At 37.9% G+C, this 13,524-nt stretch carries 9 protein-coding genes, 16 tRNA genes and 2 rRNA genes (1 of these 27 running past the window's edge); 26 read left to right on the top strand and 1 reads right to left on the bottom strand.

The window, feature by feature from the left end; all coding sequences use genetic code 11:
- From SJY24_RS27810 to SJY24_RS27730, 17 genes are all read left to right on the top strand, one after another.
- Positions 1-1,787, top strand: a 23S ribosomal RNA gene (locus tag SJY24_RS27810); it begins 1,135 nt to the left of the window's first position.
- 100 nt (positions 1,788-1,887) lie between these two features.
- A 5S ribosomal RNA gene (gene rrf / locus SJY24_RS27805) occupies positions 1,888-2,003 on the top strand.
- A gap of 8 nt (positions 2,004-2,011) precedes the next feature.
- A tRNA-Asn gene (locus SJY24_RS27800) sits at positions 2,012-2,086 on the top strand.
- Positions 2,087-2,088: 2 nt separating this feature from the next.
- Positions 2,089-2,180 (top strand) — tRNA-Ser (locus SJY24_RS27795).
- Between the two features lie 17 nt (positions 2,181-2,197).
- Positions 2,198-2,272: transfer RNA gene (locus tag SJY24_RS27790), tRNA-Glu, on the top strand.
- Between the two features lie 5 nt (positions 2,273-2,277).
- Positions 2,278-2,353, top strand: a tRNA-Val gene (locus SJY24_RS27785).
- 23 nt (positions 2,354-2,376) lie between these two features.
- Positions 2,377-2,453 (top strand) — tRNA-Met (locus SJY24_RS27780).
- A 3-nt stretch (positions 2,454-2,456) separates the two neighbouring features.
- Positions 2,457-2,532 (top strand) — tRNA-Asp (locus tag SJY24_RS27775).
- A gap of 9 nt (positions 2,533-2,541) precedes the next feature.
- Positions 2,542-2,617 (top strand) — tRNA-Phe (locus SJY24_RS27770).
- A 14-nt stretch (positions 2,618-2,631) separates the two neighbouring features.
- Positions 2,632-2,707: transfer RNA gene (locus tag SJY24_RS27765), tRNA-Thr, on the top strand.
- A 10-nt stretch (positions 2,708-2,717) separates the two neighbouring features.
- Positions 2,718-2,801: transfer RNA gene (locus SJY24_RS27760), tRNA-Tyr, on the top strand.
- 8 nt (positions 2,802-2,809) lie between these two features.
- Positions 2,810-2,883, top strand: a tRNA-Trp gene (locus SJY24_RS27755).
- Between the two features lie 21 nt (positions 2,884-2,904).
- A tRNA-His gene (locus SJY24_RS27750) sits at positions 2,905-2,980 on the top strand.
- Between the two features lie 63 nt (positions 2,981-3,043).
- Positions 3,044-3,118, top strand: a tRNA-Gln gene (locus SJY24_RS27745).
- A 5-nt stretch (positions 3,119-3,123) separates the two neighbouring features.
- Positions 3,124-3,198, top strand: a tRNA-Gly gene (locus SJY24_RS27740).
- A 14-nt stretch (positions 3,199-3,212) separates the two neighbouring features.
- Positions 3,213-3,283, top strand: a tRNA-Cys gene (locus tag SJY24_RS27735).
- A gap of 10 nt (positions 3,284-3,293) precedes the next feature.
- A tRNA-Leu gene (locus SJY24_RS27730) sits at positions 3,294-3,375 on the top strand.
- A gap of 209 nt (positions 3,376-3,584) precedes the next feature.
- Here SJY24_RS27730 and SJY24_RS27725 read toward each other — a convergent pair.
- Positions 3,585-3,905, bottom strand: a complete 321-nt coding sequence (locus SJY24_RS27725; RefSeq protein WP_016097179.1) for a DUF3884 family protein — start codon at positions 3,903-3,905, stop codon at positions 3,585-3,587.
- A 665-nt stretch (positions 3,906-4,570) separates the two neighbouring features.
- Between SJY24_RS27725 and SJY24_RS27720 the strand changes: the two genes are divergently transcribed.
- The 9 genes from SJY24_RS27720 (at position 4,571) to SJY24_RS27680 (ending at position 13,252) form a co-directional block, all read left to right on the top strand.
- Positions 4,571-5,290, top strand: a complete 720-nt coding sequence (locus SJY24_RS27720) for a YebC/PmpR family DNA-binding transcriptional regulator (protein ID WP_000532961.1) — start codon at positions 4,571-4,573, stop codon at positions 5,288-5,290.
- 147 nt (positions 5,291-5,437) lie between these two features.
- Entirely contained in the window at positions 5,438-5,899 is a 462-nt protein-coding gene (locus SJY24_RS27715) for an NUDIX hydrolase (RefSeq protein ID WP_377866951.1), read from the top strand.
- 531 nt (positions 5,900-6,430) lie between these two features.
- A complete protein-coding gene (locus SJY24_RS27710) occupies positions 6,431-7,207 on the top strand; it encodes a transglycosylase domain-containing protein (protein ID WP_377866950.1) in 777 nt (258 codons plus the stop codon).
- A 188-nt stretch (positions 7,208-7,395) separates the two neighbouring features.
- Positions 7,396-8,046: a DsbA family protein gene (locus tag SJY24_RS27705; RefSeq protein WP_377866949.1), complete on the top strand. Its 651-nt coding sequence runs from the start codon at positions 7,396-7,398 to the stop codon at positions 8,044-8,046.
- Positions 8,047-8,161: 115 nt separating this feature from the next.
- Positions 8,162-8,235: transfer RNA gene (locus tag SJY24_RS27700), tRNA-Gly, on the top strand.
- A gap of 200 nt (positions 8,236-8,435) precedes the next feature.
- Positions 8,436-9,578, top strand: a complete 1,143-nt coding sequence (gene queG / locus SJY24_RS27695; RefSeq protein WP_377866948.1) for a tRNA epoxyqueuosine(34) reductase QueG — start codon at positions 8,436-8,438, stop codon at positions 9,576-9,578.
- A gap of 44 nt (positions 9,579-9,622) precedes the next feature.
- A complete protein-coding gene (locus SJY24_RS27690) occupies positions 9,623-10,510 on the top strand; it encodes an amidase domain-containing protein (protein WP_377866947.1) in 888 nt (295 codons plus the stop codon).
- Between the two features lie 58 nt (positions 10,511-10,568).
- Entirely contained in the window at positions 10,569-11,057 is a 489-nt protein-coding gene (gene trmL / locus SJY24_RS27685; protein WP_000538149.1) for a tRNA (uridine(34)/cytosine(34)/5-carboxymethylaminomethyluridine(34)-2'-O)-methyltransferase TrmL, read from the top strand.
- 125 nt (positions 11,058-11,182) lie between these two features.
- Positions 11,183-13,252: a sensor domain-containing protein gene (locus SJY24_RS27680; RefSeq protein WP_377866946.1), complete on the top strand. Its 2,070-nt coding sequence runs from the start codon at positions 11,183-11,185 to the stop codon at positions 13,250-13,252.
- Positions 13,253-13,524 lie beyond the last annotated feature (272 nt).

The raw sequence follows: 13,524 nt of genomic DNA, 5'->3' as shown, positions 1-13,524 counted from the left end.
TGCGTAATAGCTCACTAGTCGAGTGACTCTGCGCCGAAAATGTACCGGGGCTAAATACACCACCGAAGCTGCGAATTGATACCAATGGTATCAGTGGTAGGGGAGCGTTCTAAGTGCAGTGAAGTCAGACCGGAAGGACTGGTGGAGCGCTTAGAAGTGAGAATGCCGGTATGAGTAGCGAAAGACGGGTGAGAATCCCGTCCACCGAATGCCTAAGGTTTCCTGAGGAAGGCTCGTCCGCTCAGGGTTAGTCAGGACCTAAGCCGAGGCCGACAGGCGTAGGCGATGGACAACAGGTTGATATTCCTGTACCACCTCTTTATCGTTTGAGCAATGGAGGGACGCAGAAGGATAGAAGAAGCGTGCGATTGGTTGTGCACGTCCAAGCAGTTAGGCTGATAAGTAGGCAAATCCGCTTATCGTGAAGGCTGAGCTGTGATGGGGAAGCTCCTTATGGAGCGAAGTCTTTGATTCCCCGCTGCCAAGAAAAGCTTCTAGCGAGATAAAAGGTGCCTGTACCGCAAACCGACACAGGTAGGCGAGGAGAGAATCCTAAGGTGTGCGAGAGAACTCTGGTTAAGGAACTCGGCAAAATGACCCCGTAACTTCGGGAGAAGGGGTGCTTTCTTAACGGAAAGCCGCAGTGAATAGGCCCAAGCGACTGTTTAGCAAAAACACAGGTCTCTGCGAAGCCGTAAGGCGAAGTATAGGGGCTGACACCTGCCCGGTGCTGGAAGGTTAAGGAGAGGGGTTAGCGTAAGCGAAGCTCTGAACTGAAGCCCCAGTAAACGGCGGCCGTAACTATAACGGTCCTAAGGTAGCGAAATTCCTTGTCGGGTAAGTTCCGACCCGCACGAAAGGTGTAACGATTTGGGCACTGTCTCAACCAGAGACTCGGTGAAATTATAGTACCTGTGAAGATGCAGGTTACCCGCGACAGGACGGAAAGACCCCGTGGAGCTTTACTGTAGCCTGATATTGAATTTTGGTACAGTTTGTACAGGATAGGCGGGAGCCATTGAAACCGGAGCGCTAGCTTCGGTGGAGGCGCTGGTGGGATACCGCCCTGACTGTATTGAAATTCTAACCTACGGGTCTTATCGACCCGGGGGACAGTGTCAGGTGGGCAGTTTGACTGGGGCGGTCGCCTCCTAAAGTGTAACGGAGGCGCCCAAAGGTTCCCTCAGAATGGTTGGAAATCATTCGTAGAGTGCAAAGGCATAAGGGAGCTTGACTGCGAGACCTACAAGTCGAGCAGGGACGAAAGTCGGGCTTAGTGATCCGGTGGTTCCGCATGGAAGGGCCATCGCTCAACGGATAAAAGCTACCCCGGGGATAACAGGCTTATCTCCCCCAAGAGTCCACATCGACGGGGAGGTTTGGCACCTCGATGTCGGCTCATCGCATCCTGGGGCTGTAGTCGGTCCCAAGGGTTGGGCTGTTCGCCCATTAAAGCGGTACGCGAGCTGGGTTCAGAACGTCGTGAGACAGTTCGGTCCCTATCCGTCGTGGGCGTAGGAAATTTGAGAGGAGCTGTCCTTAGTACGAGAGGACCGGGATGGACGCACCGCTGGTGTACCAGTTGTTCTGCCAAGGGCATAGCTGGGTAGCTATGTGCGGAAGGGATAAGTGCTGAAAGCATCTAAGCATGAAGCCCCCCTCAAGATGAGATTTCCCATAGCGTAAGCTAGTAAGATCCCTGAAAGATGATCAGGTTGATAGGTTCGAGGTGGAAGCATGGTGACATGTGGAGCTGACGAATACTAATAGATCGAGGACTTAACCATATAATATGTAGCAATGTTATCTAGTTTTGAGAGAACATAAAAAACTTGTTGACTTTTAAAGTGAATAAGTTATAATAATGATTGTCTCAAAAGAATAATGTCTGGTAATGATGGCAGAGAGGTCACACCCGTTCCCATACCGAACACGGAAGTTAAGCTCTCTAGCGCCGATGGTAGTTGGGACCTTGTCCCTGTGAGAGTAGGACGTTGCCAGGCAATATTATTCCGCAGTAGCTCAGCGGTAGAGCTATCGGCTGTTAACCGATCGGTCGTAGGTTCGATTCCTACCTGCGGAGCCATTGGAGAGCTGTCCGAGTTGGCCGAAGGAGCACGATTGGAAATCGTGTATACGTCACAAGCGTATCAAGGGTTCGAATCCCTTGCTCTCCGCCATAGGATTTATAATATTTGGCCCGTTGGTCAAGTGGTTAAGACACCGCCCTTTCACGGCGGTAACACGGGTTCGAATCCCGTACGGGTCACCACTTTTGGAGGATTAGCTCAGCTGGGAGAGCACCTGCCTTACAAGCAGGGGGTCGGCGGTTCGATCCCGTCATCCTCCACCATATTTTTATATGAATAATATTGTCGCGGGGTGGAGCAGTACGGTAGCTCGTCGGGCTCATAACCCGAAGGTCGCAGGTTCAAATCCTGTCCCCGCAACCAAATGGTCCCGTGGTGTAGTGGTTAACATGCCTGCCTGTCACGCAGGAGATCGCCGGTTCGACCCCGGTCGGGACCGCCATTTTAATAAGGCTCGGTAGCTCAGTCGGTAGAGCAGAGGACTGAAAATCCTCGTGTCGGCGGTTCGATTCCGTCCCGAGCCACCATTTTAATAAAATATGCCGGCTTAGCTCAATTGGTAGAGCAACTGACTTGTAATCAGTAGGTTGGGGGTTCAAGTCCTCTAGCCGGCACCATGTAAGTTTCGGAGGGGTAGCGAAGTGGCTAAACGCGGCGGACTGTAAATCCGCTCCTTCGGGTTCGGCAGTTCGAATCTGCCCCCCTCCACCATTTTACATAGGGGCATAGTTTAAAGGTAGAACTGAGGTCTCCAAAACCTCCAGTGTGGGTTCAATTCCTACTGCCCCTGCCAAATATATATATACACAACATGGCGGTTGTGGCGAAGTGGTTAACGCACCGGATTGTGGCTCCGGCATTCGTGGGTTCGATTCCCATCAGTCGCCCCATTTTTATTTTAAAAATTACAAATAATATAATTGATACTTACATATAATTAAGTAAGAAATCGATGGGCTATAGCCAAGCGGTAAGGCAACGGACTTTGACTCCGTCATGCGCTGGTTCGAATCCAGCTAGCCCAGCCATTTTTGCGGAAGTAGTTCAGTGGTAGAATACAACCTTGCCAAGGTTGGGGTCGCGGGTTCGAATCCCGTCTTCCGCTCCATTTTAACTTCATATGGCGGCATAGCCAAGTGGTAAGGCAGAGGTCTGCAAAACCTTTACCACCGGTTCAAATCCGGTTGCCGCCTTTCTTATTATGCCGATGTGGCGGAATTGGCAGACGCGCACGACTCAAAATCGTGTTCCTTCGGGAGTGTCGGTTCGACCCCGACCATCGGTATCACGAACGGCGTAACATCAAGGCTCTACACTAATTGTGTAGAGTTTTTTTGTGTTTTCTTCACACTATAAAATAAGCACTAATAGTGCGTTGAGGTAGTGTGCGGTGAGCAAGTGACGAACTTTAGATACAGTTGGAAGAAACTATGAAGTATTAAAAGGATAAAATTTCAGTAGAATATTACATATACAAGAATTTTTTCAAGCACTCTAGAGAGAATCTCTCCACCCTGGTGACATGAAGTTAAATCCGATACCACCAGTTGAAATTACCACATTATCAGCTGGTAATTTCGTAATTTCCAAAAACTTCTTTTCAAACTCTTCTCTGTTGTACTTGTACATTGTTGAGTGGCACGACCATATTTGCGTTGAAGTACTCAACCAGTCCCCTAATTCCTTTAATTTAGGGAACGACTCAAATTGAATTGGACCATCCAATTTTATGAATCTCACTTGATAGATAGTTGGGTTTAACTTCTCTCCTATTCCTTTAAAACCATGTGATTTTTTCTCATTTGAATGTGTCATAATTCTCCCCCATCTTTTCTTCAAATTTTTTCCTATTTTAATTATACAGCAATAGAAAGTAATTAAGGAAATATTATGGGATTAGTAGAGGAATGAACAGGAAAAACTTTAGTTTGATAATGAATAGGTCATAACATACTACATAACAAATCTTTAAAAGGACATGGCAGCTTTGCCTTGTTTCTTATTGTTTAGCGAGTAATAAGAAAATAAATCATCACAGTCATAAATGAAATATATAAATTTAATCAAGGGAGAGAAATGAAAGTAAAAGGTGTCAGTTATTTAATATGATTCCATTTTTGGCTCCGTTTCGTTTTAATTTATCATGTTTAAAGAAACTCAAAATTTTTAAAATGCTTTAAAATAAAGGATTTTATTTTAAGGGTAGCACTCTATATAAATGTCACCAAAAAAGACTCTAACAGAAATGTTAGAGTCTTTTTTGTTAAATTATGCTATGTGATTATAAAATTCGTAATAAACTTAGGAATTCATGTATAATATAACTTGTCGAAAGAACAAAATGATAGTGATTTATATTATGTCTGTAATATGAATCAAAAATGAACTTTTTATATTTCTTTTAAAAATGTGTTGAATACACATTATATTTCATATTAATATTTTTATGTAGATTTAAAACGAGAAAGAGAGTGGAAAGTATGGGCCGTAAATGGAACAACATTAAAGACAAAAAAGCATCAAAAGATGCAAATACAAGCCGTATATACGCGAAATTTGGACGTGAAATTTATGTGGCAGCAAAACAAGGCGAGCCAGATCCAGAATCAAACCAAACACTAAGAGTCGTATTAGAGCGTGCCAAAACATACAACGTACCAAGAACAATTATTGACCGTGCGATTGAAAAGGCAAAAGGCGGTTCAGAAGAAAACTATGACGAGCTTCGTTATGAAGGCTTTGGACCAAATGGATCTATGGTAATTGTAGATACACTGACAAATAACGTAAACCGTACTGCAGCAGATGTACGAGCTGCATTTAGCAAAAACAGTGGTAACATGGGTGTAAATGGTTCTGTAGCTTACATGTTCGATGCGACAGCTGTTATTGGTCTTGAAGGTAAAACATCAGATGAAGTTCTTGAAATTTTAATGGAAGCAGATGTAGATGCACGTGACATTCTAGAAGAAGAAGAGTCTGTTATCGTTTATGCTGAACCTGATCAATTCCATTCGGTACAATCTGCACTTAAAGATGCTGGTGTTGAAGAATTCACAGTTGCAGAATTAACAATGCTTGCACAAAATGATGTAGAACTTCCTGAAGATGCTCAAGTACAATTTGAAAAAATGGTTGATGCATTAGAAGATTTAGAAGATGTACAACAAGTTTACCACAACGTAGACTTAGGAGAATAATAAGACAGAAGATCCTTTCGTTTAACGAATAGGGTCTTTTTTTGTGAAGTTAATTAAGATGATGAATTATTAAAGGTGTTTTGTTGTAGGTAGGGAATATGGTTATAGATTGTACATGAAATAATTGGATTTCTAGGAGGCATTTTTATGGCGCATAAAACACCAAAACATATTGTTGCCGTATCAGGTTATTTAACAAATGAAAAGAATGAAGTACTTTTAACAAAAGTGCACTGGCGAGCTGACACGTGGGAAATGCCTGGAGGACAGGTAGAAGAAGGAGAAGCCCTCGATCAAGCTGCTTGTAGAGAGATAATGGAGGAAACGGGCTTAACGGTGAAGCCAATTGGAATTACAGGAGTGTATTATAACGCTTCTATGCATATTTTAGCTGTTGTCTTTAAGGTAGCATATGTTAGTGGCGAAATAAAAATTCAACCTGAAGAAATAAAAGAAGCCGAATTTGTTGCTTTAAATGAAGAGAACATAGATGAGTATATAACGCGTCCTCATATGAAATCAAGGACACTTGATGCGATGAAAGCAACGCAGTTCATTCCATACGAAACATGGGAAGTGCAGCCATATAATCTTATAGGAAGGTTGTAACGTTTAGGTTAGTTATTTGAGGACACCTCAAATTGCTAACCTTTTCTTTATGTATACTGTTTCAGAAAAAGGTCACAATAATAAAGTGTAGGCTATTAATGAGTGGGAGAAGTTTTACTGTCAGCCAATAGTGAGACAGTATGAAAGCTAGTATTGATTCAAAGAACGTTTGTTCTGTATAATAGTGATATATCGTATATACTTAGATTGCTAGATGTTTAAAAGTATAAATTTATAAATGATATAATAAAAGAATAAAGTTAAATTAAGCTTTTTTTATGAAGATAGTTATGGCGGTCTTAATTCTTTTTCTGTTACTAATTATTAAGGGGAGTCCTACTGCCTGCATATAAATAATGTATATTCAACATTTCATATGAATAGTAGATAAAAAAGGACTGTGATACAATACATTTTTACACCTTACAATGTTGTAAGGTACGTGTAAGAGAAATCGATGGGATATTCTTTTACAACAATGTATTCTTAAGTTAAGAGTTATATATGCTGTGTGGAAAAGAGGTGTTCGAGATGAAAGAACGAGTATTATCTAGAGTGAACTATCATCAAAAAGTTGCATTAAATCCATTAACTAAATTTCTTTATAAAGCCATTATATTATTATTATTGTTAAGTTTTGCATTATTATTCGTTGGAAATGTAATGATTGAGCGAAGTGATATTAGTAAATTACATGTACCTGCTAATTTAGAGGTGCCAGAATCATTAACATACGCATTTATTGCGACGGAAGATAAAAGATTTTATCATCATAACGGTTTAGACTATATAGCGATTATCAGGGCGTCTATTGAGAATATAAAAGCTGGTGGTGTTGTGCAAGGAGGAAGCACGATTACACAGCAGTTATCTAAAAATGCTTTCTTATCTAATGAACGTACATTTTCCCGTAAGTGGAAAGAAATTTTTTATACGAAAAAGATTGAACGTACATTCACAAAGGATGAGATATTAAAATTGTATGTAAGTAATATTTACTACGGAGAAGGCGCATGGGGGATTGAAAAAGCAGCAAACCTTTACTTCGGTAAAAAAGTGAATCAATTAACACTGGCTGAAAGTGCAATGATGGCTGCTGTAGTAAAAGCACCGGCTTATTACTCACCTGCACAAAATTATGATAAAGCAGTTGAGAGACGGAATGTAGTTTTAAGGTTAATGGAGAAAGAAGGGTATATAAATCATGATGAATATGTGCAAGCAGTTAGCGAGAAACTAGTAATTCGTCATGATATAAAAACAGAGCAATCCATGTTAAAAAATGCCCGTGAAAAAGCAGTAAGTTAAAATAAGTTCCTACATAGGAGCTTATTTTTTTTGAATAATTTGTGACAAAAGACGACACAATATTGTCACAAATGTTGTATTTTTGTAATTTATGTGAGCGTGTTCATTGCGTGACCTATATAAGTGTTGATATTATGTGTATTGTGTACAATGCTGTATACAGAATATGAATTTAAAGAGGAATGTATATGAAATCAAATAAACTCATGGTTCTTGGTGTAGTTTTTTCTATCGCAGTATTGATTGTAATCGGAACAATTGCGTATAGCATCATAAATGACAAAAAAGATAAAGGGAATGAGATGTTTGCTTATTCTACGCAACAATCTTTAGGGAAAGATGGTGCTCCAGTTAAGGTAGTTGAATTTGGAGACTTCAAATGTCCTGCTTGTCGTACTTGGGATGTAACAGTATTACCACGATTAAAAGAAGAATATATTGATAAAGGTAAAGTGCAGTTATATTTTATTAACTTCCCATTTATCGGAAAAGACTCTGATTTAGGTGCAGCTGCTGGTGAAGCGATTTATAAACAAGATCAAGATTCATTCTGGATTTTCTATGATGAGATTTATCAAAATCAAAAGAAAGATACGGAAGAATGGATTACAGAAGAATTACTTCTTAATATTGTGAAAGAAAAGCTTCCGAAAATTAATGTAGAACAGTTTAAAAAAGATTTACACAGTAAAGAAATGAAAGACAAAGTACGTAAAGATTCAGATCGTGCTCAAAAATTAAAAGTTCAAGGTGCTCCTTCAGTATATATAAATGGAAATCTTGCAAACCCTGATTTCGATAGTATGAAGAAGGCAATTGATAAAGAATTGAAAAAGTGATGAGTTATCTCATCACTTTTTCGACTTTTTTCGATAAAATTCTTGCTTCGTATTTTTTTACATGCTATACTACTTTACATAAGTTATTTTAATATCTTATATTTATTTCATATTTGCGGGTGTAGTTTAGTGGTAAAACAAGAGCCTTCCAAGCTCTGGTCGAGAGTTCGATTCTCTTCACCCGCTCCAAATTTTATTTAATGTTTTTCTAATAAATTGTGATCAACGCAGTGTTTCGTTTCTAAGATAAACGAGGCATTGCGTTTTTTAATGTTTGAAAAGCGTAATTGTATGCGAAAATAGAAGTAAAGAATAGTATTCCAAAAGTGAATTACTAACCAATATAGTCGTTACATAAGGGATAGATTCATCGGAGGAGGCGATAAAGAATGGATTTTGAACAATTAAAGCAAGAAGTAATTGAGTATAGTAAAACGATTGGTATAGATAAAATAGGGTTTGCTAGTGCATCACCATTTGAGGAATTAAAGCAACGATTAATCCAGCAGCAACAATTAAATTATCAGTCTGGATTCGAAGAGCCTGATATAGAGAAGAGAACGAATCCACAGCTTTTACTACCTGGTGCAAAATCAATCATTGCGATTGCTTTAGCGTACCCTTCAAAATTAAAAAATGCACCATTAAGTAAGCGTGGAGAACGCCGCGGGATTTTTTGTCGTGCTTCGTGGGGACAAGATTATCATCTCGTTTTACGAGATCGTTTGCAAAAGTTAGAGGCATATTTAATCGAGAAACTTCCGGATATAGAAGTGAAATCAATGGTCGATACAGGTGAACTAAGTGATCGAGCTGTATCGGAACGTGCCGGTATTGGATGGAGTGGTAAGAACTGCGCTATTATTACGCCGGAATTTGGTTCGTATGTATACTTAGGAGAAATGATTACGAACGTCCCATTCTCTCCGGATCAGCCAATAGAAGATCAATGTGGAAGTTGTACGAAATGTATTGATATTTGTCCTACAGGTGCTTTAGTACAGGGTGGACAGTTAGACTCGAAGAAATGTATCGCATTTTTAACACAGACAAAAGGGTTTCTGCCTGAAGAATATCGCGGTAAAATAGGAAACCGTATATATGGATGTGATACATGTCAGACTGTTTGTCCAAAAAATAAAGGAATGGATTTCCACAACCATCCTGAGATGGAGCCTGACCCTGAGTTAGTTAAACCGTTATTAACGCCACTTTTAACAATTAGTAATCGTGATTTTAAAGAGAAGTATGGAATTATGTCTGGTTCATGGAGAGGTAAAAAACCATTGCAACGAAATGCTATTTTAGCACTTGCGCATTTTAAAGAAACAGCAGCAATTCCTGATTTAATCGGTGTTATGAAAGATGACCCAAGGCCAGTACTTCGCGGAACAGCAGCATGGGCACTTGGGAAAATTGGCGGAGATGGAATAGGCGAAGCAATTGAAGAAGCGAGGGAACGTGAGAAAGATGAAGAGGTTCTTCATGAAATGAATCGTGGACTTGAATTGTTAGCACAGAAAAAAGAGTAGATAATATCTCCCTTTTTCATATTGTAATATGGGAGGGAGACGAAATGGTTGTAAAAGCGAATATTGAAAAGCAAGTACAACAGTTTTTAGCATATATCACAGAGAAACGAACTGACGTGGATGGTATTGCTGAAGATTTATTACGAATGGTACAGAGAAAGAAACAATTGTTTCAAAAACGTAGTGCAGATATAGTGAAAGCAACTGCCGATATTTCTTTCATTAGACAATTAAATAGTAGTAAGCATCAAGAAATTGATTATCAAGTACACCTTAAATATTTAATTAAGCATAAAGAATTATTTTATATCGAAGAGGAACAATTAAAACGACGAGTTTGTCTGAAAAATAGTCGTGTAATAGATGATTATGCTCTTGAGGTGTCAGAAGAAATAGGGATAGGTGAAAAGTTAGAACGAGAAGTCACGAAAGAAAAATACGGTTCATATCAATATAATCGTTTAGAGGCAGTGAAATATGCAGAGCGTTGGTGGGATGATCGCAATCCTGCATACCGTAATTTCCCTGACAATTGTACAAATTTCATTTCACAATGTCTGCACACTGGAGAAGTGCCAATGAACGGACATCCTAATATTCGTAAAGGGTGGTGGCAAAGGGAAAACCAATGGAGTTGGAGCTGGGCTGTAGCACACTCTTTTTATTGGTATTTGTCAGGTGCTACAACAGGGCTTCGGGCAGAAGCGGTAGAAAAGCCAGAAGACCTAATTCTTGGCGATGTAATTGCGTATGATTTTGAGGATGATGGTAGGTGGAATCATACGACAATTGTAGTAGCAAAAGACGCAGATGGTATGCCGCTTGTAAATGCACATTCAGCGAATAGCCGTCGGCGTTATTGGAATTATGAAGACTCTAGTAAATATACACCGCAAATGAAATATAAATTCTTTCATATTATTAATGGGTAGAGATTTTTCGTTCAAGTGGTATAATACGTAGTAGACAAAAAATAGAGGTGAATATCGCGTGGGAGTACATGTTGTTTTATATCAACCAGAAATTCCAGCAAATACAGGAAATATTGCACGTACTTGTGCAGCAACTGGAACAGAATTACATTTGATTAGACCGCTTGGATTTTCAACGGATGACAAAATGTTAAAGCGTGCAGGATTAGATTATTGGCAGCACGTAAAAGTTACGTATTATGATTCAATCGAAGAATTTTATGAGAAAAATAAAGATGGTGAATTCTTCTATTTAACAAAGTATGGCGAGAAAGCTCATACAGCATTTGATTATAGCAAACGTGAGAAGGATTACTATTTCGTGTTTGGAAGAGAAACAAATGGATTACCAGCTAATGTAATTGAAGAAAACTTCGATCATTGTTTACGTATTCCAATGACGGATAAAGTACGTTCATTAAATTTATCTAATACAGCAGCAATTTTAATTTATGAAGCGTTCCGTCAACAAAATTATCCAGGGTTAGATTTAGAAATCGTTTATTAAAAGTCGCCATTTGGCGACTTTTTTATTTTTTTTAGAAAATATGTAATCATGCATTTTAAAAAAGGTACATATTCATATAGAATGAGGTATATGAATAAAAATAGATAAGACGGGTTGAGATAAATGTGAAGGAACAATATAACAATCAAAATACCTTTTTAAGTATGATAGATATGGATTTAGTAAAACAGGGACTGCTACATGCTATTCAAGATTTAGTTTTTATTGTGAAAGTTATTGATGATGAAACTTTTAAATATATTTATGTGAATAAAACAGGAATGGATCATGCCAGGCTAGGAACAGAATGTTATGGAAAAACTTTTGCAGAAGTATTACCAGAAGATACGGCAAGGGTATTACAAAGGCAATATGCAAAAGTAATGAGAGAAGCGAGAGCAAATACATTTTGTGATGTAATTAGTTTGCCAACTGGTAATATACATTATGAATCTTTACTTAATCCAGTATGTGATGCAAATGGAATATGTCAGTTTATTATTTGTATTACTAGGGATATTACAGCACAGGTTAAGGAAAAAGTGGAAATAGAAGAAAAACAAATGTTATTTAAGTCATTACTAGAATATAATAATGACTCCATTGTATCTGTAAATTCTATTGGGAGAATTACATATACAAATCCAGCAACATATGAAATATTTGGATATCGATATGAAGAACTAAGTAATCAATTTGTTTTTCAGTTTATAAATAAGGAATATGAACAAGCTTTTCAAACTATATTTAAGGGGGCTTTACAGGGAAGAGCAAAACAAATTGTTGCAAAGAAATATATTCATAAAGAAGGATATGAACTTTATATTTCCGTTAGGACAATCCCCATTATTGTGAATGGTAAAATCGTCGGGGTGCACATAGTTACGAGAGATGTCACAAGGCAAGTATTAACCGAGATGAAAACAGAATATTTGGCTTACTTCGATCAGTTAACGGGGTTAATGAATAGAATATCATGTACAAATAAACTAAATGAATTTTTAGCTGAGAATAAAAAATTTGCATTGGTTTTTATAGATTTGGATGAATTTCACCTTATTAATGATACATTTGGTCATAAAGAAGGAGATCAAGTCTTAAAAAAAGTTACGGAATGCTTACGAGGCGTAAAAATAGAAGATATGCATTTATTTAGAGAACATGATGATCAATTTGTTATGTTAATAGAAAATATAACGAGAGAATGCGTAGAGGAAGTTGCACAAACAATACTAAAAAAAATTAGTGGGCATTTTGTACTAGAAGAAGAGGATGTTTATTTGAGTGCATCAATTGGGATTGTAATGGCCCCAGAAGATGGAATGGATGAAAAAATGCTTTTCCAAAGAGTCGACGCAGCTTTGGAAAAAGCCAAGGAAAAAGGAAAAGGGTATTATCATTTTTATTGTAGTGGATTAGATTGTGAACGTGAACAAAGGTTTATAATAGAAAATCAGTTACATCGTGCTATAGAAAAAGATGAATTTTTCCTATATTATCAACCTCAAATTAATATTGAAACGGGAAAGATAGCCAGTATGGAAGCCTTAATAAGGTGGGAGAATAAGGAGCTAGGATTGGTCTCGCCAAATCAATTTATCCCACTTGCTGAAAGAACAGGATTTATTATTAAACTTGATGAATGGGTAGTACATCAAGTGTGTGAACAAATACATGAATGGTTAAATAAAGGGTATGAAGTTGTACCAATTGCAGTCAATATTTCAGCTAGACATTTTCGTTCTATTACATTGATAGAGATGATTACACGCGCTTTAAATAAGTACAATGTACCGCCTCATTTATTAGCAATAGAAGTTACAGAAGGAGCCCTTATACATAAAGACTTATCGAAAAGAGTGTTATTACAGTTAAAAGAACAAAACTTAAAGATTCATTTAGATGACTTTGGAACGGGATATTCATCTTTAAGTTATTTGAAAACATATCCAATTGATACGTTAAAAATTGATCGTTCTTTTATGGAAGGTATATACAGAGATGAAAGAGATACGAATATTACAGCTGCAATTATTCATTTAGCACATACTCTAGGATTAAATGTAATTGCAGAAGGAGTAGAGAAAGCGGAACAAATACAATTTTTAAAGGAAAAGAATGTGAAACTCGTACAGGGGTTTTATTATAATCGTCCTTTATCGATATGCGATGTGGAAAATATTTATTTTAAGTAGTTTATAAAAACAAGAAAAAAAGTGATGTGCTAAATAGCACATCACTTTTTATTTGTACCTGGTTTATCGTTGTAACCAGATGCGAAAATAGCTGTAAGAAATGTGAGTGATACACCTAAAATTAATAATAACTTCATACTAATTTCCTCCTTACTTTTTCGGTTTACGAATCCTATTTGTGAATCGAAATGTATGTAAGGTTCCCAGAAGAAAAGAATTTATTTACAATGAATAGTAGCGTGAAAACGTTAATACCCTTATTATACAGAATT

This window comes from Bacillus sp. R86525 (genome assembly GCF_042466195.1).
GTDB classification, from domain to species: Bacteria; Bacillota; Bacilli; order Bacillales; family Bacillaceae_G; genus Bacillus_A; species Bacillus_A nitratireducens.
Note: the sequence above shows the minus strand (reverse complement) of the source record. Positions and strands in the feature narration are given on the sequence as shown.